Annotated in this window: 22 protein-coding genes; 5 read left to right on the top strand and 17 right to left on the bottom strand. The window is 73.1% G+C overall.

Features of this window, described 5'->3' with window-relative positions:
• Positions 1-14 precede the first annotated feature (14 nt).
• A complete protein-coding gene (locus ACIRDU_RS13175) occupies positions 15-1,007 on the bottom strand; it encodes an NAD(P)H-quinone oxidoreductase (protein WP_403578006.1) in 993 nt (330 codons plus the stop codon).
• A 170-nt stretch (positions 1,008-1,177) separates the two neighbouring features.
• Between ACIRDU_RS13175 and ACIRDU_RS13170 the strand changes: the two genes are divergently transcribed.
• Both ACIRDU_RS13170 and ACIRDU_RS13165 read left to right on the top strand, forming a co-directional pair.
• Positions 1,178-2,197 carry an ATP-binding cassette domain-containing protein gene (locus ACIRDU_RS13170; RefSeq protein WP_403578003.1) on the top strand — a complete coding sequence of 340 codons (1,020 nt, stop codon included), beginning with the start codon at positions 1,178-1,180 and terminating at the stop codon, positions 2,195-2,197.
• Positions 2,194-3,042: an ABC transporter permease gene (locus ACIRDU_RS13165; protein WP_403578000.1), complete on the top strand. Its 849-nt coding sequence runs from the start codon at positions 2,194-2,196 to the stop codon at positions 3,040-3,042. Before ACIRDU_RS13170 ends, ACIRDU_RS13165 begins: the two co-directional genes overlap by 4 nt.
• Before the next feature lie 75 nt (positions 3,043-3,117).
• Here ACIRDU_RS13165 and ACIRDU_RS13160 read toward each other — a convergent pair whose 3' ends face one another.
• Genes ACIRDU_RS13160 through pdhA form a run of 6 tightly spaced genes read right to left on the bottom strand, consistent with a single transcriptional unit; the run spans position 3,118 to position 10,249 of the window.
• Positions 3,118-4,239, bottom strand: a complete 1,122-nt coding sequence (locus ACIRDU_RS13160; protein ID WP_403578990.1) for a potassium channel family protein — start codon at positions 4,237-4,239, stop codon at positions 3,118-3,120.
• Positions 4,236-5,624, bottom strand: a complete 1,389-nt coding sequence (locus ACIRDU_RS13155; protein ID WP_403577997.1) for a molybdopterin molybdotransferase MoeA — start codon at positions 5,622-5,624, stop codon at positions 4,236-4,238. Before ACIRDU_RS13155 ends, ACIRDU_RS13160 begins: the two co-directional genes overlap by 4 nt.
• A complete protein-coding gene (locus tag ACIRDU_RS13150) occupies positions 5,621-6,604 on the bottom strand; it encodes an NTP transferase domain-containing protein (RefSeq protein ID WP_403577994.1) in 984 nt (327 codons plus the stop codon). The genes ACIRDU_RS13155 and ACIRDU_RS13150 overlap by 4 nt, the downstream gene beginning before the upstream one ends.
• 59 nt (positions 6,605-6,663) lie before the next feature.
• Positions 6,664-8,097, bottom strand: coding sequence for a dihydrolipoamide acetyltransferase family protein (locus ACIRDU_RS13145; protein ID WP_403577991.1), 1,434 nt, complete (start codon positions 8,095-8,097; stop codon positions 6,664-6,666).
• Entirely contained in the window at positions 8,097-9,101 is a 1,005-nt protein-coding gene (locus ACIRDU_RS13140; RefSeq protein ID WP_403577988.1) for an alpha-ketoacid dehydrogenase subunit beta, read from the bottom strand. Before ACIRDU_RS13140 ends, ACIRDU_RS13145 begins: the two co-directional genes overlap by 1 nt.
• Positions 9,098-10,249: a pyruvate dehydrogenase (acetyl-transferring) E1 component subunit alpha gene (gene pdhA / locus ACIRDU_RS13135; protein ID WP_403577985.1), complete on the bottom strand. Its 1,152-nt coding sequence runs from the start codon at positions 10,247-10,249 to the stop codon at positions 9,098-9,100. The genes ACIRDU_RS13140 and pdhA overlap by 4 nt, the downstream gene beginning before the upstream one ends.
• A 190-nt stretch (positions 10,250-10,439) precedes the next feature.
• Between pdhA and ACIRDU_RS13130 the strand changes: the two genes are divergently transcribed.
• Positions 10,440-10,925: an Lrp/AsnC family transcriptional regulator gene (locus ACIRDU_RS13130; RefSeq protein WP_403577982.1), complete on the top strand. Its 486-nt coding sequence runs from the start codon at positions 10,440-10,442 to the stop codon at positions 10,923-10,925.
• Between the two features lie 19 nt (positions 10,926-10,944).
• On the opposite strand, the gene ACIRDU_RS13125 is transcribed toward ACIRDU_RS13130, so the two are convergent.
• From ACIRDU_RS13125 to ACIRDU_RS13115, 3 genes are all read right to left on the bottom strand, one after another.
• Positions 10,945-11,253 (bottom strand): hypothetical protein, encoded by a 309-nt coding sequence (locus ACIRDU_RS13125; protein ID WP_403577979.1) that lies wholly within the window; start codon positions 11,251-11,253, stop codon positions 10,945-10,947.
• A gap of 87 nt (positions 11,254-11,340) precedes the next feature.
• On the bottom strand, positions 11,341-11,931 hold the full coding sequence (locus ACIRDU_RS13120; RefSeq protein WP_403577976.1) for a TetR/AcrR family transcriptional regulator: 591 nt from the start codon (positions 11,929-11,931) through the stop codon (positions 11,341-11,343).
• The gene (locus ACIRDU_RS13115) at positions 11,928-13,451 is read right to left on the bottom strand and encodes a 3-hydroxyacyl-CoA dehydrogenase (RefSeq protein ID WP_403577973.1); all 1,524 of its coding nucleotides are present in this window, start codon (positions 13,449-13,451) and stop codon (positions 11,928-11,930) included. The genes ACIRDU_RS13120 and ACIRDU_RS13115 overlap by 4 nt, the downstream gene beginning before the upstream one ends.
• Positions 13,452-13,611: 160 nt before the next feature.
• Between ACIRDU_RS13115 and paaN the strand changes: the two genes are divergently transcribed.
• Positions 13,612-15,303 carry a phenylacetic acid degradation protein PaaN gene (paaN, locus tag ACIRDU_RS13110; protein WP_403577970.1) on the top strand — a complete coding sequence of 564 codons (1,692 nt, stop codon included), beginning with the start codon at positions 13,612-13,614 and terminating at the stop codon, positions 15,301-15,303.
• Positions 15,304-15,310: 7 nt separating this feature from the next.
• Here paaN and ACIRDU_RS13105 read toward each other — a convergent pair whose 3' ends face one another.
• Genes ACIRDU_RS13105 through ACIRDU_RS13095 form a run of 3 tightly spaced genes read right to left on the bottom strand, consistent with a single transcriptional unit; the run spans position 15,311 to position 18,140 of the window.
• Complete coding sequence (locus tag ACIRDU_RS13105; RefSeq protein ID WP_403577967.1) at positions 15,311-16,054, bottom strand: TrmH family RNA methyltransferase; 744 nt, start codon at positions 16,052-16,054, stop codon at positions 15,311-15,313.
• Positions 16,051-17,262: an HTTM domain-containing protein gene (locus tag ACIRDU_RS13100; protein WP_403577964.1), complete on the bottom strand. Its 1,212-nt coding sequence runs from the start codon at positions 17,260-17,262 to the stop codon at positions 16,051-16,053. The genes ACIRDU_RS13105 and ACIRDU_RS13100 overlap by 4 nt, the downstream gene beginning before the upstream one ends.
• Positions 17,259-18,140 carry a DUF5819 family protein gene (locus tag ACIRDU_RS13095; protein WP_403578987.1) on the bottom strand — a complete coding sequence of 294 codons (882 nt, stop codon included), beginning with the start codon at positions 18,138-18,140 and terminating at the stop codon, positions 17,259-17,261. Before ACIRDU_RS13095 ends, ACIRDU_RS13100 begins: the two co-directional genes overlap by 4 nt.
• A gap of 375 nt (positions 18,141-18,515) precedes the next feature.
• On the opposite strand from ACIRDU_RS13095, the gene ACIRDU_RS13090 reads away from it, so the two are divergent.
• The gene (locus tag ACIRDU_RS13090) at positions 18,516-19,649 is read left to right on the top strand and encodes an acyl-CoA dehydrogenase family protein (RefSeq protein WP_403577961.1); all 1,134 of its coding nucleotides are present in this window, start codon (positions 18,516-18,518) and stop codon (positions 19,647-19,649) included.
• A 29-nt stretch (positions 19,650-19,678) separates the two neighbouring features.
• Here ACIRDU_RS13090 and ACIRDU_RS13085 read toward each other — a convergent pair whose 3' ends face one another.
• From ACIRDU_RS13085 to ACIRDU_RS13070, 4 genes are all read right to left on the bottom strand, one after another.
• Positions 19,679-20,008: a rhodanese-like domain-containing protein gene (locus ACIRDU_RS13085; RefSeq protein WP_403578985.1), complete on the bottom strand. Its 330-nt coding sequence runs from the start codon at positions 20,006-20,008 to the stop codon at positions 19,679-19,681.
• A 66-nt stretch (positions 20,009-20,074) separates the two neighbouring features.
• Positions 20,075-20,908 (bottom strand): hypothetical protein, encoded by an 834-nt coding sequence (locus tag ACIRDU_RS13080; RefSeq protein ID WP_403577958.1) that lies wholly within the window; start codon positions 20,906-20,908, stop codon positions 20,075-20,077.
• A 125-nt stretch (positions 20,909-21,033) separates the two neighbouring features.
• Positions 21,034-22,473, bottom strand: coding sequence for a DUF2252 domain-containing protein (locus tag ACIRDU_RS13075; protein WP_403577956.1), 1,440 nt, complete (start codon positions 22,471-22,473; stop codon positions 21,034-21,036).
• Between the two features lie 137 nt (positions 22,474-22,610).
• Entirely contained in the window at positions 22,611-23,291 is a 681-nt protein-coding gene (locus ACIRDU_RS13070; protein ID WP_403577954.1) for a ScbR family autoregulator-binding transcription factor, read from the bottom strand.
• Positions 23,292-23,395 lie beyond the last annotated feature (104 nt).

The following is a 23,395-nucleotide window of genomic DNA, read 5'->3' as shown; positions in this document are numbered from 1 at the left end:
CCCGGCGGTGGGGGTCAGGCGCCCTGGGGGGCAGTGAGCAGCAGGACCTTGCCGATGTGGCCGCTCTCCTCCACGACCCGGTGGGCGGCGGCAGCGTCCCGCATGGGGAGTTCACGGTCGACGACCGGGCGCAGGTGGCCGCCGGTGAACAGGGGCCAGACGTGTTCGCGCACGGCCGCGACGATGGCCGCCTTCTCCTCCAGGGGCCGGGCCCGCAGGGACGTCGCGCTGATGGCGGCGCGCTTGGCCAGCAGGGCAGCGATGTTCAGCTCGCCCTTGACGCCGCCCTGCATGCCGATGATCGCGAGCCGGCCGTTGACGGCGAGGGCCTTGACGTTGCGTTCCAGGTACTTCGCGCCCATGTTGTCGAGGATGACGTCGGCCCCGGCACCGTCCGTCGCCTTCCTGACCTCCTCGACGAAGTCCTGCTCGCGGTAGTTGACCAGGATGTCGGCGCCCAGCTCGGCGCACCGCTGAAGCTTCTCCTTCGTACCGGCCGTCACGGCGACCCGCGCACCGACGGCCTTGGCCAGCTGGATGGCCATCGTGCCGATGCCGCTGGAACCGCCGTGCACGAGGAGCGTCTCACCGGGGCGCAGGTGGGCGATCATGAAGACGTTGGACCAGACGGTGCAGGCCACCTCGGGCAGTGCGGCGGCCTGCGTCAGACCGACGCCGTCGGGCACGGGCAGCAGCTGCCCGGCCGGGACGGCCACCTTCTCGGCGTAACCGCCGCCGGACAGCAGCGCGCACACCTCGTCGCCCACGTTCCAGCCGGAGACGCCGGTGCCGATCCCGGCGATCCGCCCGGAGCACTCCAGGCCGGGGTAGGGGGACGCGCCGGGCGGTGGTTCGTAGAAGCCCTGCCGCTGGAGGATGTCGGCCCGGTTGACGGCGCCGGCCGCCACCTCGACCAGGACCTCCCCCTCGCGGGGCACGGGGTCAGGGACCTCGTCCCAGACCAGCGCCTCGGGCCCACCAGGTTCGGGAATCGTGATCGCATGCATGCAAGGGACCGTACCCCTCGGTCCCCGGACCGAGTCCGGTCCGTCTTCAGGACCACCGCGTCTGCGCCCTTGGTCCGGGTCCGGCGAAAATCCGTGTGCGGGAGCGATGAGTTTGCGCGACGGTAAAGGTCTCTCCATGCGTAGCCCAAGCACGCGGAAGGACCCGAAGCATGAGCACGCAGATGTCCGGCCTGGCGATCGAGACAGCGGGCCTGGTGAAGACGTTCGGCGAGACGAGGGCCGTCGACGGAGTCGACCTGTCCGTGCCCGCGGGCACGGTCTACGGCGTCCTCGGCCCGAACGGCGCCGGCAAGACCACCACCGTGAAGATGCTCGCCACACTCCTGCGGCCGGACGGCGGCGAAGCGCATGTCTTCGGCCACGACATCGTCCGTGAGGCGGACGAGGTGCGCGGCCGGGTGAGCCTCACCGGCCAGTACGCGTCGGTGGACGAGGACCTCACCGGCACCGAGAACCTGGTCCTGCTGGGCCGGCTGCTCGGCCACCACAAGAAGGCGGCCCGGAACCGCGCCGCCCAGCTCCTGGAGGCCTTCGGGCTCACGGAGGCGGCCGCGAAGCAGGTCAAGCACTACTCGGGCGGTATGCGGCGCCGCATCGACATCGCCGCTTCCATCCTCAACACCCCCGACCTGCTGTTCCTGGACGAGCCGACGACCGGCCTGGATCCGCGCAGCCGCAACCAGGTGTGGGACATCGTGCGGGCCGTGGTCGCCCAGGGCACCACCGTGCTGCTGACCACGCAGTATCTGGACGAGGCCGACCAGCTGGCGTCCCGGATCGCCGTCATCGACCGCGGCAGGGTGATCGCCGAGGGCACCAAGGGCGAGCTCAAGTCGTCCGTCGGCGCCGGATCCGTCCATCTGCGCCTGCGCGATCCCGACCAGCGCGACCTCGCGGCCGACCTGCTGCGCCGCGCCCTGGACGCGCGGGTGCAGCCGGAGCCCGACCCGGTGGCCCTCACCGCCCGCCTCGGTACGGCGGCGAGCGACGACTCCGCGGCCGAGCAGGCCGCCCGCGCGCTGAGCGAACTGGCCCGCGCCGGGATCACCGTCGACAACTTCTCGCTGGGCCAGCCCAGCCTGGACGAGGTGTTCCTCGCCCTCACCGGGCACGACACGCACGACTCCGCCGAGCACTCCGACGACCCGAAGGACGAGGTGGCGGCATGAGCACCGCGACGACCACCGAGAGCAAGGACCTCGCCCCGGTCAGCGCCGAGTCCCTCACCGCGCTGCTCGTCTCCAAGGAGCGGCCGCCGCGGCCCAGCGCGTGGTCGGCCTCGATGACCTTCGGCTGGCGGGCGATCCTCAAGATCAAACACGTGCCGGAGCAGCTCTTCGACGTCACGGCGTTCCCGATCATGATGGTGCTGATGTACACGTACCTGTTCGGCGGGGCGCTGGCCGGCTCGCCGAAGGAGTACATCCAGTTCCTGCTGCCGGGCATCCTCGTGATGTCGGTCGTGATGATCACGATGTACACGGGTGTCTCCGTGAACACCGACATCGAGAAGGGTGTCTTCGACCGGTTCCGCAGCCTGCCGATCTGGCGGCCGTCGACGATGGTCGGCTACCTGCTCGGTGACGCCCTGCGGTACACCATCGCGTCGGCCGTCATGCTCACCGTCGGCATGATCCTGGGCTACCGGCCGGACGGCGGGATCGCCGGTGTGCTCGCCGGGATCGCCCTGCTGGTGGCCTTCTCGTTCGCCTTCTCGTGGATCTGGACGATGTTCGGGCTGATGCTGCGCACCGAGAAGTCGGTGATGGGCGTCAGCATGATGGTGATCTTCCCGCTCACGTTCCTGTCCAACGTGTTCGTGGACCCGAAGACCATGCCGGGCTGGCTGCAGGCGTTCGTGAACAACAGCCCCATCACCCATCTGGCGTCGGCGGTGCGCGGCCTGATGGGCGGCGACTGGCCGGCCGACGAGGTCGCCTGGTCGCTGGGGTGGGCGGCCCTGTTCGTGCTGGTCTTCGGGCCGATCACGATGCGGCTGTACAACCGGAAGTAGACCGGAAGCAGCCCTGGGCCCTCGGGAGCCACGGCCGGCCGTCGCGCACCGTATGGGTGCGGGGCGGCCGGCTGTTCACTCTGCTCGTCCGTTGTTGCGGGGCATCGGGGGCATCGGCCGGATGTCCGGCGCGACCTGGGTGGCCGGGGTCTTCCGGACGATGGTGATGAGCCGGTCGGTCAACTCCAGCCTCCCGACGGCCGGATCGTCGTAGCCGAGGACCCGGTGACCGCGTATGACGCTCACGACCAGGTCGGCCACCTCCCGCGGCGTCTTGCCCACCTCGGCCTTGACGACCGGCCGTTCGACGATGTCGAGGCCGCTGCCTTGCTGGATGAGGTCCTCCATCACCATGCCGGCGGAGGGGCTGAGCACGGACAGGCCGAGCAGCCGGCCGGCGGCACTGGCGCTGGTGATGACCGCGTCGGCTCCCGACTGCTTGAGCAGCGGCGCGTTCTCCTCCTCCCGCACCGTGGCCACGATCTTCGCCCCGCGGTTGAGCTGGCGGGCCGTCAGCGCCACCAGGACCGCGGTGTCGTCGCGCTGGGTCGCGATGATGATCTGACGCGCCTTGTGCACCTCGGCCCGCTTCAGCACCTCGCTGCGGGTCGCGTCCCCGACGATGCCCGCGTAGCCCTCGGCGGTCGCGGCGTCGACCACCTTGGAGCTGGGGTCGACCACGACCACCTGCTCCTTCTTCAGACCCGTCGCGCAGACGGTCCGGATCGCCGACCTGCCCTTCGTGCCAAAGCCGATGACGACGGTGTGATCGCGCAACGTGGACCTCCAGCGGGTCAGTCGCCACTCCTCCCGGGTGCGTTCGGTGAGGGCTTCGAGGGTGGTGCCGACCAGAATGATCAGGAACAGCACGCGCAGGGGCGTGACGACGAGGATGTTCGTGAGCCGGGCGGCGTCACCGGCGGGGGTGATGTCACCGTAGCCGGTGGTGGAGAGGGTGACGGTGGCGTAGTAGAACGCGTCGAGGAGGGTGAGTCCGCCGCCCGCGTTGTCGTTGTAGCCGTCGCGGTCGGCGTAGACGATCAGCGCGGTCACGACGAGGACCACGAGCGCCATGGAGAGCCGCTTGAGGACCTGGCGGATCGGGTGCTCCACCACTTTCCTCGGGAGTTTCACCCGATGGGTCACCAGATGCTCGTCGGCCTGGCGGGCGATCGCGTCCTGGCCCGGAAGTTTCACGTGAAACACACCCCGATTCCTCCGGACGCCCAGGGCAGGTCCAGCAGTTCCGCGTCCTGGCCCGGACGTGCGCCGCCCGGTGGGACGACGGCCAGCGCGTCGGCCGCCGCGATGCCGCGCAGCATGGCGGGGCCGTTGTAGTGCAGCGGCACGGCTTCGTCGCCGCGCAGGACGACGGGGACGAGCCGGGTGTCGTGCGGGTGCCCGTGCACGGCGTCCCGCAGCGGCATCGTGTACGGCTCCGGGGCCGGGCGGGCCGCGAGGATCCGCAGCAGCGGCTCGGCGAGCGTCAGCAGGCCGGAGACGGCGGCGAGCGGGTTGCCCGGGAGGCCCACGAGGTGCTGCGTCTCCGTGATGCGGGCCAGCAGCATGGGGTGGCCCGGGCGCACCTTGACGCCGTCCACGAGGAGTTCGGCGCCGATCCGGCTCAGGGTGGGGTGGACGTGGTCGAGGGGGCCCGCCGCGGTGCCGCCGGTGGTGAGGATGACCTCGGCGTCGGAGGTGGTGATGGCCTGGTGCAGGGCGTCGGCGTCGTCGCGGATGCGCCGGACGGCGGTGACCTCGGCGCCGAGCGCCCGCAGCCAGGGCGGCAGCATCGGGCCGAGTGCGTCCCGGATCAGGCCGTCGTGCGGCAGGCCCTCGGTGAGCAACTCGTCGCCGAGGACGAGGACTTCGGCGCGGGCGCGGGGGACGGCGGTGACGGTGTCGTATCCGGCCGCCGCCGCGAGGCCGAGGACGGCCGGGGTGACGAGGGTGCCTACGGCGAGGAGCTGGTCGCCGCTGCGGCACTCCTGGCCGCGGGGGCGGATGTCCTGGCCGGGGACGACGTCCCTGGTCGCGTGGAGGCGGCCCTTGTCGTCGGTGCGGCCGTGCTCGCTGCGCAGGACCGCGGTGGTGTCCGGGGGGATGCGGGCGCCGGTGGCGATACGGACGGCCTCGCCGTCGGTGAGGGACGCGGGCGCGGCGTGCCCGGCGAGGACGCCCTCGTCCCGGACGTGCCAGGGGGCGGGGCCGCAGACCGCCCAGCCGTCCATCGCGGAGGTGTCGAAGGAGGGCAGGTCGGTGAGGGCGTCGAGCGGGGCGGCGAGGGTCAGCCCGAGGGCCGTGTCGAGGGGCGCGGAGACGGGGGCGCGGCGGGCGGCCCGGGCGGCGTTCCGGCCGGCGCGTTCCGCGAGGGCCCGGGCCTCGGGCCAGGGAGTGGCGCGGTGGCGGGTGTCGGCCCGGGCGGAGGGGTCCGGCCGGTGGGGGGCGCGGGCGCTGTCCGTCCCGCCTCGTGCTGCGGGGTCGGGCAGGTGGTTGCCGTTGCTGTTGTTCACGAGGGCGAGCACCTCCTCGACGTCGAGGTCCTCGGCGTCCTCACCGGTTCGGGCGCGTTGCGGGGTCATCCGGCGTCCGGGCGGGTGTCGGGCGTGGCGTCGGGGGCCACATCGCCCTGGGAGGACTGCGGCCCGTTGCCGGGGGGCTGGGCCTCGGAGGTGCTCTCCTGCGCCCAGCGGACGGCGAGGGCGGCGGCCTTGCGGGCGGCCTCGGCGACCGCCTCGGGGCCTCCGCCGGCCCGCGCGGCCGCGTAGCCGACGAGGAAGGTGGTCAGCGGCGCCGCGGGCCGGGCCACCCCGTGGGCGGCGTCGCGGGCGAGGTCGAGCAGGCCGCGGGTGTCGACATCGAGGTCGATCCCCAGTTCGTCCTTGACGGCGGAAATCCATTCATCCAACACGTTCCCATGCTCCCTGATACGTGCCCTGGCGGTGGCGATGTCGTCCCAGGTGTCGCAGTCGAAGGACGCGACGGGGTCGGAGACGCGGGTGAGATTCAACTCGGCGGTGAGACGCCGCAGGGGGAGACCGGCGAGAGCGCCGTGCCGGTCGGCGAGGAGCGCGAGCTCCTCGCGCAGCCGCGGCGCGCGGTAGGCGGCCACGAGCGGCTGGTCGCGGCCGCCGGGGTCGGTCAGCAGCACGCCGTCGCGGCCGCTCGCCCGCAGCGCGTTCAGCAGGCGGCCGACGGTCGGCTCCTGAAGGAACGGCAGGTCGGCGGAGAGCACCACGACGTGCTCGGCCGTGGTGTGGCGGAGCCCGGCGTCCAGCGCGGCGAGCGGTCCGCCGCCGGGCGGGTCCTCGCGGGCCCAGGTCACGGGCCGTGCGGTCGGCCGGGGCGCGGCGACGACGACGGTGCTCCGGGCACCGCCGCACGCGGCGAGCACCCGGTCGAGCAGGGCCCGCCCGCCCACGCGCACACCGGGTTTGTCGGTGCCGCCCAGGCGCCGGGCCGCACCTCCCGCGAGCACGACGGCGTCGTACCCGGTGGGGTGCGCCCCCTGGCCGGGGCCGGGGCCGGCGCCGGGTTCACCGGGGGGCTCGTAGGCGGTCACCCCCCGAGTATGCGTGCCCCCGCGATCACAGGGAACGCGGGGGAACCGACACGATCACGTCAGAGCGTCCGCAGCAGCACCGCCGGTTGTTCCACGCAGTCCGCCACGTACCGCAGGAAGCCGCCCGCCACGCCGCCGTCGCACACCCGGTGGTCGAAGGTGAGCGAGAGCTGGACGACCTGCCGCACCGCCAGCTCGCCCTCGTGCACCCACGGCTTGGGGACGATGCGGCCGACGCCGAGCATGGCGGCCTCGGGGTGGTTGATGATCGGGGTGGAGCCGTCGACGCCGAAGACGCCGTAGTTGTTCAGCGTGAAGGTGCCGCCGGTGAGTTCGGCGGGCGTCAGCGTCCCCGTCCGGCCCGCCTCGGTCAGCCGGGCGAACTCGGCGGTCAGCGACTCGGCGTCCCGCGCGTGCGCGTCCCGTACGACCGGGACGACGAGGCCCCTCTCGGTCTGCGCCGCGAAGCCCAGGTGCACATGGTCGAACCGGACGACCTCCCTGGCCTGCGCGTCCACCGTGGAGTTGAGCTCGGGGAAGCGGGTGAGGGCCGCCGTGCAGATCCGGGCCAGCAGGGCGAGGAGGGAGATCTTCGGTCCGCCGGCCGCGTTCATGGCCGCGCGCGCCCGCATGAGCTCCGTGGCGTCGGCGTCCACCCAGCAGGTGGCGTCCGGGATCTCGCGGCGACTGCGCGCCAGTTTGTCGGCGACGGCGCCGCGGATGCCCTTGAGCGGGGTGCGGATCTCGCCGGGCGCCGCTGCCGCGGAGGACGCCACCGCGGGCTGGGGCGCGGATGCCTGCGGCACGCGCGGGTGCGGCTCCGCCGACGGTGCCGTCACGCCCTGCCCCGCGGCCCGCAGGGCGTACTCCACGTCCGCCCGCAGGATCAGCCCGTCCGGGCCGGACCCGGTCAGCTCCCGCAGGTCCAGGCCGTTCTGCCGCGCCAGCCGGCGTACCAGGGGCGAGATCACGGGAACGGGGCCGTCCTCCGCCGCGAGGCCGCCGGCCTGCCCGTTCACCGTCGTCGCGGGGCCACCGGCCTGCGCGTTCACCGGAGCCGTGGCGGCGTCGCCCCGCCCGTTCACCGCACCGGCGGCACCGGCCTGCCCGGCTGTCGCGGGCGTGCCGGACACCGGCCGCTCCTGCCGGACCCGGCGGCGCCGCGCGGGCGCCTCGGAGGTGCCGTAACCGACGAGGACGTTGCCCGAGCCCTCGGATCCGGTGTCGCCGGCGCCGGAGGCCGGCCGCTCCCCCACCGCCACCGTGATCAGCGGGGCCCCGACGGGCAGTTCCGTGCCCTCCTCGCCGAAGCGGGCCGTGACCACACCGCCGTAGGGGCACGGCACCTCGACCATCGCCTTGGCCGTCTCGACCTCGACGACCGGCTGGTCGATGGCGACGACGTCGCCGACCTCGACCAGCCAGCGCACGATCTCCGCCTCGGTGAGCCCCTCACCGAGGTCGGGCAGCTTGAACTCCAGCACCTGTGCCATCAGCTCTCGGCCTCCCACTGCAGGCGCCCCACGGCGTCCAGGATCCGGTCCACACCGGGCAGGTGGTGGCGCTCCAGCATCGGCGGCGGATACGGGATGTCGAACCCGGCCACGCGCAGCACCGGCGCCTCCAGGTGGTGGAAGCAGCGTTCCGTGACCCGGGCCGCGATCTCCCCGCCGGGGCCCCCGAAGGAACCCGACTCGTGGACGACGACCGCGCGTCCCGTCCGCCGCACCGAGGCGCACACCGTCTCGTCGTCGAACGGCACCAGGGAGCGCAGATCGACGACTTCGAGGTCCCAGCCCTCGGCCCGGGCCGCCTCGGCCGCCTCCATGCAGACGGGTACGGACGGCCCGTACGTGACGAGGGTGGCGCTCCGGCCGGGGCGCCGCACCACCGCGCGGCCTATCGGCTCGACGGGCGCCGGCTCCTCGGGGTTCCAGGAGTCCTTCGACCAGTACAGCCGCTTGGGCTCCAGGAAGACGACCGGGTCGTCGGAGGCGATGGCGGCGCGCAGCAGCCCGTAGGCGTCGGCGACGGTGGCGGGCGTGACGACGTGGAGCCCCGGAGTCGCCATGTAGTACGCCTCGGAGGAGTCGCTGTGGTGCTCGACACCGCCGATGCCGCCGCCGTAGGGGACGCGGATGGTGATCGGCAGGGGCATTGCGCCGCGGGTGCGGTTGCGGGTCCGGGCCACGTGCGAGATGAGCTGCTCGAACGCCGGGTAGGCGAACGCGTCGAACTGCATCTCCACGACCGGGCGCAGGCCGTACATCGCCATGCCGACGGCGGTGCCGAGGATGCCCGCCTCGGCGAGCGGGGTGTCCGTGCAGCGGTCCTCGCCGAACTCCTTGGCGAGGCCGTCGGTGACGCGGAAGACGCCGCCGAGGGTGCCGACGTCCTCGCCCATGACGTGCACGGCGGGGTCGGCGGCCATGGCGTCGCGCAGCGCGCGCGTGAGGGCCTGCGCCATGGTGGCCGGCTTGACGGCGACGGTGGTCATCGGTGCGTGCCCCCCTCGGGCTCGGTGTCGGCCTCGGCCTCCAGCTCGGCCCGCAGCTGGTCGCACTGCTCGCGCAGTTGCCCGGTGGGCTCGGCGTAGACGTGGGCGAACAGGTCCATGGGGTCGAGGACCGGGTCCTGGTTCATGTGCTCGCGCAGGGCCGCGGCCATGGTCTCGGCGTCCTGGCGGGCGGCTTCGATGCCGGCCTCGTCGAGCAGGCCGCGCCCGGTCAGCTCGCGCTCCAGCAGCTGGATCGGGTCGTGCTCGCGCCAGGTCTCGACCTCGGCGTCGCCGCGGTAGCGGGTCGCGTCGTCGGCGTTGGTGTGGGCGTCGACGCGGTAGGTGATCGCCTCGACGAGGGTGGGGCCGCCGCCCGCGCGGGCGTGGCGTACGGCGTCGGAGAGGACCTCGTGGACGGCGGCGGCGTCGTTGCCGTCGACCAGGCGGCCGGGCATGCCGTAGCCGACGGCCTTGTGGGCCAGCGACGGGGCCGCGGTCTGCTTGGCGAGCGGTACGGAGATCGCGAAGCCGTTGTTCTGCACGAAGAAGACGACCGGGGCCTGCCAGACGGCGGCGAAGTTCAGCGCCTCGTGGAAGTCGCCCTCGCTGGTGCCGCCGTCGCCGACCATGGCCAGCGCGACCACGTCGTCCCCCTTGAGGCGGGCGGCGTGGGCGAGGCCCACGGCGTGCGGCAGCTGGGTGGCGAGCGGGGTGCACAGGGGGGCGACCCGGTGCTCGTACGGGTCGTAGCCGGTGTGCCAGTCGCCGCGCAGCAGGGTGAGCGCCTCGACGGGGTCCACCCCGCGGGCCACCACGGCGAGCGTGTCGCGGTAGCTCGGGAAGAGCCAGTCCTGCTCCTTCAGCACGAGCGCGGCGGCGACCTCGCAGGCCTCCTGGCCGGTGGTGGAGGGGTAGACCGCGAGACGGCCCTGCTTGGTGAGGGCGGTGGCCTGCGCGTTGTAGCGGCGGCCCTTCACCAGCTGCGCGTACAGCGTGCGCAGCAGCTCCGGGTCGGCCTTCGCGGCCGCCTCGGTGCCGAGGACGCGGTACGGCTCCGCGTCGGGCAGCAGCGGCGCGGGATCCGTGCGCGGCTGCCAGGCGGGCGGCGGGGTCGGCCGGTACGCGCCCCGCTGCTCCATGACCGTCATGACGGCACCTCCTCGTGGGAGCGGCTTGGAGAGGCGCGTCGGCTGTGATGCGCCTCACCTACCGATTGTTCGGTCGTCGGCACATTTTGGCTACGGGTGACCTCAGGCTGTGGACAAACGGTTCTCCACAGCCTGAGATGGACGCAGTACGTCCATGACAGAGAGGCGGGGGCAGGTGGCGACTGAACAAATGGCCGAAGGACAGGACGACAGCGGCGTACTGCCGCCGCCGCGGCCCCTGGACGCCATCGACCAGGACATCCTGAGCATGCTCCAGGCGGACGGCCGCGCCTCGATACGGTCGGTCGCCGAGCGGGTCCACGTCTCGCGCGCCAACGCCTACGCCCGCATCAACCGGCTCGTCGAGGACGGCGTCATCCGCGGCTTCGGCGCCCGCGTCGACCACGAGCGCGCGGGGCAGGGCACGTCCGCGTACATCACGCTGAAGATCGTCCAGAACTCCTGGCGCACGGTGCGCGAGGAGCTCAGACAGCTGCCCGGCGCCTCCCACATCGCCCTGGTGGGCGGGGACTTCGACGTACTGCTGCTGGTCCACGTGTCCGACAACCGGGCGCTGCGCGAGCTGGTGCTGACCCGGCTCCAGGCGATCCCGCAGGTGCTCAGCACGCGCACGCTGCTGGTGTTCGAGGAGGAGGATCTGGAGCCGCAGGGGTGAGCGCCCCTGCAGGCGGCCGTCAGGCGGAGAGGCCCCACGCCGCTCCCAGCAGGATCGCGAACGTCAGGGGGAGCAGCGCGCATCCGAGGCCCGCGCCGGCCACCGCCCCGCGCAGGCCTCGCGGGCAGCGGCGGCGGGGCAGCACCCAGGCGAGCAGCAGCAGGCCGGACGCCCAGTAGAGGACACCCCCGAAGGCGCCGGGGCCGTCGTGGGAGCGGAACCAGCCGTACTCCCAGGCGAGGACCGGCAGGCCGAGCAGGGTGGTCACCAGGGGCGCCCGCCACCACGTCCGGTGGGCGGCGGCAGGCTGTGCGTCGTTCCGGATCATGCGCCCAGCCCATCACCGCCGGCCGGCCGGCGCCTCGGACCGCGTACTCATTCCCGCCACGCGCGCGTACTCAGGCGGCGCGCGCCGTCACCCGGCTTTGCGCAGGCCCCCGAACGCCAGCTGCACCACCGCGTCGGCCACCTCGCGCTCGCTCATGCCGCGGACGTCCGGCCGGTACCACTCGACGATCGAGTTGATCATGCCGAAGACCAGCCGGGTCACCAGGCGGACCTCTATGTCGGCGCGCACGTCCCCGTCCGCGGCGGCCGCCTTGAGCAGGTCGGACACCCGGTGGTCGAAATCCCGGCGCCGCTCCAGGGCCCACCGCTCGGTGTCGGTGTTGCCGCGCACCCGCAGCAGGAGGGTCACGTAGGGCAGTTCGGCGATGAGCACCTCGACCATGCGCCGGACGACGTACTCCAGGCGGTCGGCGGCGCGCCCCACGCGCGCGTGCTCCTCGTCCAGGATCCCGAAGAGGCCGTCCAGGGCCCGGCTCACGGCCCGTCGCAGCAGCTCCTCCTTGCCGGCGACATGGTGGTAGATCGACGACTTGGAGATGCCGGCCGCCTTGGAGAGGTGCTCCATGGAGGTGCCGTCGTAGCCACGCTCGATGAACACCTGTACGGCGACGGACAGCAGCGTGTCCGGCGTGTAGGTGTCGCGCCTGGCGGTGGTCATGAGGCTGTGCCCTCCCGCGGGTCGGAGGCGTGGGCGTGGCGGTACAGCGCCAGGGACGGCGCGTAGCGCCCCGAGGGGTCGCACCGGTGGAGGTCGTCCAGGAGCGCGTAGGCCCAGGAACGGCCGAGCCGGCGGCTCCACTCGAAGGGGCCCAGCGGGTAGTTGACACCGAGGCGCATCGCGGTGTCGATGTCCTCCTCCGTGGCCACGCCCTTGGCGACCGCGTCGTGCGCCAGGTCGATGATCCGCGCGACCGTGCGGGCGACGATCATGCCGGGCACGTCGCCGATGAAGCTGACCTGCTTGCCGAGCGCCTGGAAGAGGCCGGTGGCCTCGGCGAGGGTCTGCGGGGAGGTGTCCTGGGAGGCCGACAGGGCGATCCGGCCGGCCTTGCGGTAGTCGAGCGCGAGGTCGAAGTAGACGACGTCCCGGAACTCCGCGGAGGTCAGCCCGTCGGCGAGGACGAGCCGGCCGCCGCTCGGGAGGAGCAGACAGGCCCCCTGGTCCTCGTCGTCGCCCTGGTCGCGGACCGGGATGCCCGCCTCGCGGATCAGGGCGAGCAGCTCGGCGGCCGGTCCCAGGTCTCCCTCGGCGACGACGTAGGCGGGCGGCTGCCGCTTCTCGGCGGTGTCCGGCTCGGGGCGCTCGGCGCCGTCGCCGTGGTCGTACCAGCCGTGGCCGGTCTTGCGGCCCAGCCGGCCGGACTCGACCAGGCGCCGCTGGGCGAGGGACGGCGTGAAGCGCACGTCCTGGAAGAAGGACTGCCAGACCGACTGCGTGACGGACTCGTTGACGTCCTGGCCGATCAGGTCGGTCAGCTCGAACGCGCCCATGCGGAAGCCGCCCGACTCGCGCAGCACGGCGTCGATGGTGGCCGGGTCGGCGCCCTGCGCCTCGTAGACCGCGAAGGCCTCGGCGTAGAAAGGCCGGGCGATGCGGTTGACGATGAAACCGGGGGTGTCCGCGCAGGCGACCGGCGTCTTGCCCCAGGCACGGGCGGTCTCGTACGCGCGCGTGGCGTACGTGACGTCGGTGGCGAACCCGGAGACGACCTCGACCAGCGGCAGCAGCGGCGCGGGGTTGAAGAAGTGCAGGCCGACGAACCGGCCGGGGGCACGCAGGGCGCCGCCGATGGCCGTGACGGACAGCGACGAGGTGTTGGTGGCGAGCAGGCAGTCGTCGGAGACGAGGCCCTCCAGCTCGCGGAACAGCTCCTGTTTGACGTCCAGCCGCTCCAGGACCGCCTCGACGACCAGGGCGCAGTCGGCGAGCTCGGCGAGGCCCTCGGCGGGCAGCAGCCGGGCGCGTGCGGCGTCCCGGTCGGCGCCGGTGAGCCGGTCCTTCTCGACGAGCCGGTCCAGGCGGGCGCCGATCGCACCGGCCGCCTCCCGGGCCCGCCCGGGGACGGTGTCGTACAGCCGTACGGGATGGCCCGCGACCAGCGCGACCTGGGCGATCCCCTGACCCATGGTGCCGGTGCCGACGACGGCCACGGGGCTGCTGAGGTCGAGTGCTGTCATGTGCGCGATCCTCCCGCACGGGGTTTTCCACAGATGCGGCGGACCCCCTTGAACCGACCGATCGTTCGGTTACTCTAGCTCTGTCCGAGTGTTCCTGCCCAGGTTTCTGCCCAGGTCATGAACTCGACGAAGAGTTCTTGAGACGAGGAGTTGGTCACCCATGACCGCCGCACTCTCGGCGCACGAGCTGATCGCCCGGCACCGGTCCACCCTCGACCAGGCGCTGGAAGCGATCCGCACGCGCGCGTACTGGTCCCCGCACCCCGAGCACCCGAAGGCCTACGGGGAGAACGGCAGCCTGGACGCGGCGGCGGGCAAGGCCGCCTTCGACGCCCTGCTCGGCTCCCGCCTCGACCTCGGCCAGCCGGGCACGGACGGCTGGGTGGGCGGCGAGACCTCCCCGTACGGCATCGACCTGGCCGTGACGTACCCGCACGCGGACCTCGACGTGCTGCTGCCCGCCATGAAGGCCGGCCAGCGGGCCTGGCGGGACGCGGGCGCCGAGCAGCGCGCGGTGGTCTGCCTGGAGATCCTCAAGCGCATCAGCGACCGGACGCACGAGTTCGCGCACGCGGTCATGCACACCTCCGGCCAGGCCTTCATGATGGCGTTCCAGGCGGGCGGGCCGCACGCGCAGGACCGCGGCCTGGAGGCGGTGGCCTACGCGTACGTGGAGCAGGTGCGCACCCCCGACAACGCCGAGTGGACCAAGCCCCAGGGCAAGCGCGACCCGCTGGCCATGACCAAGCAGTTCACGCCGGTCCCCCGCGGCATCGGCCTGGTGATCGGCTGCAACACCTTCCCGACGTGGAACGGCTACCCGGGCCTGTTCGCCTCCCTCGCCACCGGCAACGCGGTGCTGGTCAAGCCGCACCCGCGCGCGGTGCTGCCGCTCGCGCTGACCGTGCAGGTCGCCCGCGAGGTGCTCGCCGAGGCCGGTTTCGACCCGAACCTGGTGGCGCTGGCCGCCGAGCGCCCCGGCGAGGGCATCGCCAAGACCCTCGCGCTGCGCCCCGAGATCCGGATCATCGACTACACGGGCTCGACCGGGTTCGGCGACTGGCTGGAGGCCAACGCCCGCCAGGCGCAGGTCTACACGGAGAAGGCCGGCGTCAACACGGTCGTCGTCCACTCCACGTCCGACTACAAGGGCATGCTCTCCAACCTCGCGTTCTCGCTGTCCCTGTACAGCGGCCAGATGTGCACCACCCCGCAGAACCTGCTCGTCCCCCGCGAGGGCATCTCCACCGACCAGGGCCCCAAGTCCTACGACGAGGTGGTCGCTGATCTCGCCGAGTCGGTCGACGGGCTGCTCGGAGACGACGCCCGGGCGAACGCCCTGCTCGGCGCGATCGTCAACCCGGAGGTGAAGGCCCGGCTGGAGGCCGCCTCGGGGCTGGGCGAGGTCGCCCTGGCCTCCCGGGAGATCGCCAACCCGGACTTCCCGGGGGCGGTCGTCCGCACGCCGGTGATCGTGAAGCTGGACGGGGCCAAGCCGGACGATGAGGCCGCGTACATGAGCGAGTGCTTCGGGCCGGTGTCCTTCGCCGTGGCGGTCGACTCGGCCGCGGACGCGGCGGAGCTGCTGCGGCGGACCGTCCGCGAGAAGGGCGCGATGACCGTCGGGGCGTACACCACCGACCCGGAGGTCGAGCAGGCCGTGCAGGAGGTCTGCCTGGAGGAGGCGGCGCAGCTGTCGCTGAACCTCACGGGCGGGGTCTACGTGAACCAGACGGCTGCCTTCTCCGACTTCCACGGCTCGGGCGGCAACCCGGCGGCCAGTGCGGCGCTGTGCGACGGGGCGTTCGTGGCCAACCGGTTCCGGGTGGTCGAGGTGCGGCGGGACGCCTGAGACTTCCCTAAAGGGGCGCTCCGCAGCTCCAGTGGTACAGGGTCATGGCCACGCTGGTCGCCAGGTTGTAGCTGGAGACCTGGGGGCGCATCGGGAGGGACAGCAGATGGTCGGCCCGGGCGCGCAGGTCGGCCGACAGGCCCGTGCGTTCGGAACCGAAGGCGAGGACGGCGTCGTCCGGCAGCTTGACGCCCCGGATGTCGTCGCCCTCCGGGTCCAGGGCGAACAGCGGGCCGGGCGGCAGCTCCTCGACGGTCAGTCGCTCCACCGTCGTCGCGAAGTGCAGTCCCGCCCCGCCGCGCACGACCGTCGGGTGCCAGGGGTCGACCGTCCCGGTCGTCACCACCCCGGTCGCCCCGAAACCGGCGGCCAGGCGGATCACCGCGCCCGCGTTGCCGAGGTTGCGCGGGTTGTCGAGGACCACGACCGGGGCCGTGCGCGGCACGTGCGCCAGCTTCGCGAGACTGGAGGCGCGGGACGGCCGTACGGCCAGGGCGGCCACGGCGGTGGGGTGCGGGCGCGGCACGAACGACGCGTACGTCCCGTGCGGCACCTCCGTCAGCAGCCCGGCCAGCGCGTCCCGTACGTCCGGGGCCAGCTCGTCGGCGAGGGCGAGTGCGGCGGCCCGGTCGACGGTGACCGCCACCGGCACCTCGGCGCCGAAACGCAGCGCGTGCTTGAGAGCGTGGAACCCGTCGAGCAGGACGGTGTCGCCGGCATGCCGGTGCCAGACGGTCACGGGGTCGGTCATGCCCCGAAGCCTACGTGCGCCGCCTCGGGGCTCTCGGGCTCGCGCTGCCGGGGGACCGGCGTACGCCCGCCCCGGTGCGGGAGCCGCTCCCGCGCGCGTGCCATCCGGCCGCCCAGGCGGCGCAGGAAGGCCGTCGGCAGGAACACCGCGTCCGCCGCGATCATCGCCAGCGAGAAGAACGGCAGTCCGAGGACCACCGCGATCACGGCGTGCTCGGTCATCATGACCGCGAGCAGGACGTTCTTCACCCGCCGGTTGAACAGGGTGAACGGGAAGGCGACCTGTACGAGGACCGTCCCGTAGGTCACGAGCATCACCATCGTGCCGCTGGTGGACAGCAGGTCGGCGAGAGCGGGCCAGGGCGAGAAGTACTCCAGGTGGAGCGGGTAGTAGACCGCGGTGCCGTCCTGCCAGCGGGAGCCCTGGACCTTGTACCAGCCGGCCGTCGCGTAGATCAGGCACGCCTCGGCCATGATCACGAGCAGAGCGCCGTTGTGGACGATGTTGGCGACCACGTCCAGCAGGATCCGCGGCTCGCCGGTCCCGGCCCGGCGCCCGACCAGCCACCACAGGGCCTGCGCCACCCACACCGTCCACAGCACCGCGGGTATCAGCCAGTCGCCCTGCATCCGTCCGGCCAGGGTGGCCGCGACCAGCACGAACCCGAGCACGCCCCACAGAACCGGGCCGGTCCGGTCCGTGACCCGCTCGCCCCGCGCGCGTGCCGCCCGATCCCGCGCGGCCCGCCGGGCGTCCAGCGACCACACCTGGGAGCACCGCGTGAACACCAGGTAGATCGACATCAGGTGCAGCACGTTGTCGCCGCCGTCGCCCATGAAGACGCTGCGGTTCTGCAGCGACAGCACGCCGACCATGAACAGCACCGACATGGTGCGGGTGCGCCAGCCCAGCATCAGCAGGGCGCTGGAGAGGACCGCCAGCGCGTAGACGATCTCGAACCAGACCCGGCCGTCCGACCACATCAGGGTGGTGAAGGAGCCGTTGGAGCCGACCAGCTGCTCGGCGAGATCCCAGCTCCAGGGGCCGTCGGGACCGTAAAGCTCGTGGCGGTGGGGGAGTTCGCGGAGCAGGAACAGCAGCCAGGTGGCGCTGAAGCCGATGCGGATGACGGCCGTCTGCCAGGGGCCGAGGGCCGCCTCGGTGACACGGGCGATACCGCCCGAGACGGCCAGCGAGAAGCGGTTCACCGCACGCCCCCCTCGGCCTCGTCCTGCGGCACCTTCCACCACGGCAGCTCCCGGTAGGACGGCGTCGTGGCAACCTTCTCCCGGCTCCACTCGGGCGGCGGCACGTTGCTCGTGCGGGAACGGACCTGCACGCGTTCGATCACCCCGGCGCCCCCGGTCGTGGCCCGCACCGCGTCGTCGCGGTCGAGGCGCAGCACCATGATCCGGCGCAGATACGCCTCGGAGAGCGAGCCGCGCAGGCCCACGGGGCGGTTCTCGCCGTCGTGCGTGGCGACGAAGAAGTCCCAGGCGCGGCGCAGCTCGTTCTGCTGGGTGTGGCTGGGCAGCAGGTTGCCGTCGATGGCCTTGCCGTCCTCGGCGGACAGGTCGTACCAGCCGGTGGTCAGCGTCATGCCGTCCGGTCCGCGGATCCCGGCCCGGACCTGGATCGAGATGTTCTGCTGGAGCGGGTTCGGCGCGAAGAGCTTCCAGTTCTGCTCGAACTCCGGGTAGATCCAGTCGTCCACGGCCTTGCCGTGCGCCTTGGTGACCGTGTTCGCCGGCGCGACATGCAGGAACGTCATCCCGAGATGCACGCACACCCCGACGGCCACGACCGCGAGCGCCAGGACGACGCCGATCTGGTAGCGCAGAGACAGGGCGGTGATGCCGGTACGGGGCTCGCCGGGCGGGTGAGGCCCGAGCGGCCCGGACGGCCCCGGCGACCCGGACGGCCCCGGCGACCCGAGCGGCCCGGATCGCACGCCCGGCTCGAAAGACCCGGACCGCACGCCCTCGCCGGCGGACTCCGCCGGTGCGCCCCGCCCCGGGGGCGGGGCCGGCCGGCTCGGCGCGTCCGGGCCGTGCCGGGCGTTCGAGCCCTCGTCGTACGCGTCCATTCCGCCCCGTTCCACGATCCCGGTCCGTCGTTCCGTCCGCCCGGCCGCGAGGGCGTCGTACCGCCCGCGCACCGGCGCGCGGCATCGGCACGGGAACGGTACTCAGGACGCCCACCCGGGCACAGCCCCTGCCCGCCGGTCCCGCCGTGGCCGTCGCCACACCGCGGAGCCGCCCGTACGGCGAGTGCGACCGCCCGGCAGCCGCGGTCCCCCTGGTCCACAGGAGACCCCCGCAGGTTATCCACAGGGCGGTCCGGCCGGTCGTCCACAGGAGTGACACCCTACGGCGCCCGCCCGTACGCCCATTCCCTTCTTCTAGAACCTGTTCTATCTTGACGCCCCGTCAGTTCAACGGGATCCGGAAGGACAGGCACCGTGGACTTCACCTTCACCGAGGAGCAGCAGGCGGCGGCCGAGGCGGCGAAGGGCGTGTTCGCCGGGGTCGCGCCCGACGCCGTGCCCAGCCCGGCCCTCACACCGGGCGCCGTCGCCGAGACGTACGACCGCGCCCTGTGGGCCAGGCTCGCCGACGCGGACCTGCTGAGCCTGCTGCTCGACCCGCGGTACGGCGGGGCGGGCCTGGACGCCATCGCGCTGTGCCTGGTGCTGCGGGAGTCGGCGCGGGTGCTGGCCAGGGTGCCCCTGCTGGAGAGCAGCGCGGCAGCGGCGGCCGTCCAGGCCTACGGCGGTGAAGAGGCGAAGGCGGACCTGCTCGGCCGGGCCGGCCGGGGCGAACTCGTCCTGACCGTCGCCGCGCACGGCCGCACCGGCCACGACCCGGCCGACCAGGCCGTGACCGCCCGCCAGGACGGCGAGACGTGGGTGCTGGACGGGGTGCAGACGGCGGTGCCGTGGGCCTACGACGCGGACGTCACCCTCGTCCCCGCGCACACCGGGACCGGCCGGACCCTGCTGGCCCTGGTGCCGCGCGGGCACGAGGGTGCCGTCCTCGCCGAGCAGTTCTCCACCAGCGGCGAGCGGCTCGGCGAGCTGCGGCTGCAGTCGGCCCGGCTCGCCGCCCGGGACGTGATCGACGCCGACGGGGCGTGGGAGTGGCTACGGGCCCTGCTGGCCACCGGGACGTGCGCGCTGGCGCTCGGACTCGGGGAACGCGTGCTGCGGATGACCGGGGAGTACACGAGCGAGCGGGAGCAGTTCGGGTTCCCGATCGCGACCTTCCAGGCCGTCGCCGTGCAGGCCGCCGACCGCTACATCGACCTGCGCGCGATGGAGGCCACCCTGTGGCAGGCCGCCTGGCGGATCACCTCCGGGGCACCGGGCGCGCTGCCCGCGGCGGGAGACGTGGCCGTCGCCAAGATCTGGGCGGCGGAGGGCGTCCGCCGGGTCGTGCAGACCGCGCAGCATCTGCACGGCGGGTTCGGCGCCGACGTCGACTACCCCCTGCACCGGTACCACGCCTGGGCCAAGCACCTGGAACTGTCACTCGGCCCGGCGGCGGCACACGAAGAGGCCCTGGGGGACCTGCTGGCGGCCCACCCGCTGGCCTGACCACGTGGGGCGGGCGGCCGAGTGGGTTCTCAGAGGACGAACCCCTGCTGCCCCTCGTCCGTCACGACGGGACGACCCGCCGCCTCCCAGACCTGCATACCGCCGTCGACGTTCACCGCGTCGATGCCCTGCTGGGCCAGATACATCGTGACCTGGGCGCTGCGGCCCCCCGAACGGCAGATCACATGGACCCGGCCGTCCTGCGGGGCGGCCTCGGTCAGCTCGCCGTAGCGGGCGACGAACTCGCTGATGGGGATGTGCAGCGCCCCTTCGGCGTGACCGGCCTTCCACTCGTCGTCCTCCCGGACGTCCAGCAGGAAGTCACCGTCCTTGAGGTCCGCGACCGCGACCGTGGGCACACCAGCTCCAAAACTCATGCGTCCGACGCTACCCCGAACCGGCCGACGCATCAGCCGGGGCACGGCTCAGCCCCGGCCCTCTCCCTCTTCCTCGCCGAGCAGCGCGGCCAGCTCCGTCTCCCGCTCGGTGACCTGGGCGAGCAGCCCCTGCCCGATCTCGTCCAGGAGCCGGTCCGGGTCGTCCGGGGCCAGCTGGAGCATGTGACCGATGGCGCTGTCCTCCAGCTCCCTGGCGAGCAGGGCGAGCAGTTCCTTGCGCTGGGCGAGCCATTCGAGGCGGGCGTAGAGCTCCTCGGCGCGGCTCGGGCCCCGCTTCAGCTCGGGCCCCTTGGCCCACTCCTCGGCGAGCTCACGCAGCTCCACCTCGTCGCCCCGGGCGTAGGCGGCGTTGACCCGGGTGATGAACTCCTCGCGCCGCCGGCGCTCCTTCTCCTCCTGCGCCAGGTCAGGGTGGGCCTTGCGGGCGAGGTCGCGGTAGAGCTTGCGGGCCTCCTCGCTGGGGCGGACCCGCTGCGGGGGCCGGACCGGCTGGTCCGTGAGCATCGCCGTGGCCTCCGGGAACAGACCGCTGCCGTCCATCCAGCCGTGCAGCAGCTCCTCGACGCCGGGGATCGGGGCGAGTCGCGCCCGGGCCTCCTCCGCCCGCGCCCGGTCCGCGGGGTCGCCGCTGCGGACGGCTCTGGCCTCGAGGATCCGGGCGTCCAGCTCCTCGAGCCGGGCGTACAGCGGGCCGAGCTTCTGCTCGTGCAGCCGGGAGAAGTTCTCGACCTCGACGCGGAAGGTCTCCACCGCGATCTCGTACTCGATCAACGCCTGCTCGGCGGCCCGCACGGCCCGCTCCAGCCGCGCCTCCGGCCGTGCGGCGTCGCCGCCATCCTGCTCAGCTTCCGGGGTCGTCACCCGACCAGCCTAGGTGACGGCCCGACCGGGTCCGTGCCGCGGAGGACAGCACGGGGGCGCGGCCCACCCGGGCTCGGCCGGGCGCTCCGGCCGCACGGAGGCCGGCAGCCCCGCGCTCGCGCCTCCTACACCCCCATCTCCGCCGGGACCTTCCCCGCCCTCACCCCCGCCACCAGCTCCGCGTGGTCCGCCTCGGTGCGGTCCGCATAGGCCACGGCGAAGGCCGCCATCGCCTCGTCCAGCTCCTCGTTCTTCCCGCAGTAGCCGGCGATGAGCCGCGGATCGGCGCTGTGCGCGTGCGCGCGGGCCAGGAGCGCGCCGGTCATGCGGCCGTAGTCGTCCATCTGGTCGGGGGCGAGGGCGGCAGGGTCGACGCTGCCCTTGCGGTTGCGGAACTGGCGGACCTGGAAGTGGAACCCGTCGACCGTGGTCCAGCCCAGCAGGTTGTCGCTCACGACCTGCATCCGCTTCTGGCCCAGCACGACCCGCCGGCCTTCATGACCGGCGTCCGGCACCTCGAAGCCGGCCGTCGTCAGATGCGGTACCAGCGCCGACGCCCGCGCCTCCTTCACCTGGAGCACCAGCGGCTCACCCCGGTGGTCCAGGAGCAGCACCACATAGGACCGGGTGCCGACGCTGCCCGTGCCGACGACCCGGAAGGCCACGTCCTGCACCGCGTGCCGGGCGAGGAGCGGCAGACGGTCCTCCTGAAGGGTGCCGACGTACTCCTCCAGGGACGCCGCCACCGCCGCGGCCTCCGCGTCCGGGACGCGCCGCAGCACCGGCGGGGCGTCCACGAAGCGGCGCCCGCCGTCCTCGGTGGCCTCGGTCGACTTGGCCGCGAAGCGGCCGCTGGTGTTGTGGCGGGCCTTCTCGGAGACCCGCTCCAGCGTGCCGAGCAGATCATGGGCGTCGGTGTGGGAGACGAGCTCCTCGTCCGCGATGGCGTTCCAGGCGTCCAGCACCGGGAGTCCGGCCAGCAGCCGCATGGTCCTGCGGTAGGCGCCCGCGGCGTCGTAGGCCGCCTTGCGGCACTGGTCCTCGTCGGCGCCCGCCACCCGGCCCGCGAGCACCAGGGAGGTCGCGAGACGCTTGAGGTCCCACTCCCAAGGGCCGAGCACCGTTTCGTCGAAGTCGTTGAGATCGATGACCAGGCCGCCGCGGGCGTCGCCGTAGAGGCCGAAATTGGCCGCGTGGGCGTCGCCGCAGATCTGGGCCCGGATCCGGGTCATGGGCGTGCGCGCCAGGTCGTACGCCATGAGGCCGGCCGTGCCGCGCAGGAAGGCGAAGGGGGTGGCGGCCATGCGGCCGACCCGGATCGGGGTCAGCTCGGGCAGCCGGCCACGGCTCGACTCCTCCACCGCGCTCACCGCGTCGGGCCGGGACGCGTCCAGGTCGAGGGTGGCGTGCGCGCCGCGCGGGATCTGCTTGCGCAGGGCCTTGCCCTCGTCCTTGGGCGAGCCCTCGGCCGGCCACTCGGCGAAGCCGCGCACCCGGGGCAGCCGGCGCCGCGCCCCGTCCCTCGCCATGGCCCCGCCCTCGTCCTGAGCTCCAGCCCTGCTCATCCCGACCGCCTCCCCCGCACGCGCACGAACATCAACTCGTGCCGACCGTACAACCGGCGGGCCGAAACGCGTCAGACCCTGTGGACAACTTCAGAGCTGTGGACAGCCCAGGCCGGTCGTGGTGCGGAGGCGGCCGGCTACGCCCCCGAGGGCACGGTGGCCTGCGCCGGCACGGCCGCTTCCTCCCGCATCCGCGCCTCGGTCAGCACCCGCTCGGCCCGGTCCACCGAGATGTCGAGCCGGGCCAGCACCGCGGGCACGGTGATGCTGGGCAGGAAGTGCTCGAACAGCACGACGACACGGCGCTCGAGATCCTGCCGCTGGCAGCGCAGCTGGGACAGCAGCTGCACCCCGGAAAAGCTGCCGACCAGCAGTTCCGCCGTCTCCGCCACGTCGACGTGCTGGAGCAGTTCGCCCCGCGTCTTCGCCTCGGTCAGCAGCTGCACGTTCTGGTCGATCCACATCTGGAAGGCCGGTGTGCGGTCGAGGTCCATGGCCCCCTGGTCGAGGGCGAGCCCCACACTGGCCCGCACCAGCGGTTCGGACCGCAGCCGGCGGGCCATCACCAGACCGGAGTCGACGAGCTCCTGGAGCTTGCTGGACTGCGGCGGGAGGGTGATGGCGAGCTGTTCCTCGAAGACCCCCACCGCCAGCTCCTCCTTGGAGCCGAAGTGGAAGTACAGCGCGCCCTTGGTGACGCCTGCCCGGTCCAGGATCTCGCCGATGGTCGCCGAGGTGTAGCCGCGTTCGTCGAAGACGGCCGCGGCCGCCTCCAGGATGGTCTGCCGGGTGCGGATCGCGCGCTCCTGTCGCGCCATCGGGTGCCTCCTGATCTCCGTCGATCCCTGTGAAGTCGCTGTGTGGCGAGGGCGCGAGAGCCTGTACCGGCGGCTGCCTCACCCTTTGAAAAAAACCGTCTCGT

The sequence above is a fragment of the Streptomyces sp. NPDC093598 genome (genome assembly GCF_044764825.1).
Taxonomy (GTDB): domain Bacteria; phylum Actinomycetota; class Actinomycetes; order Streptomycetales; family Streptomycetaceae; genus Streptomyces.
This window is presented reverse-complemented; position numbering and strand designations above follow the sequence as displayed.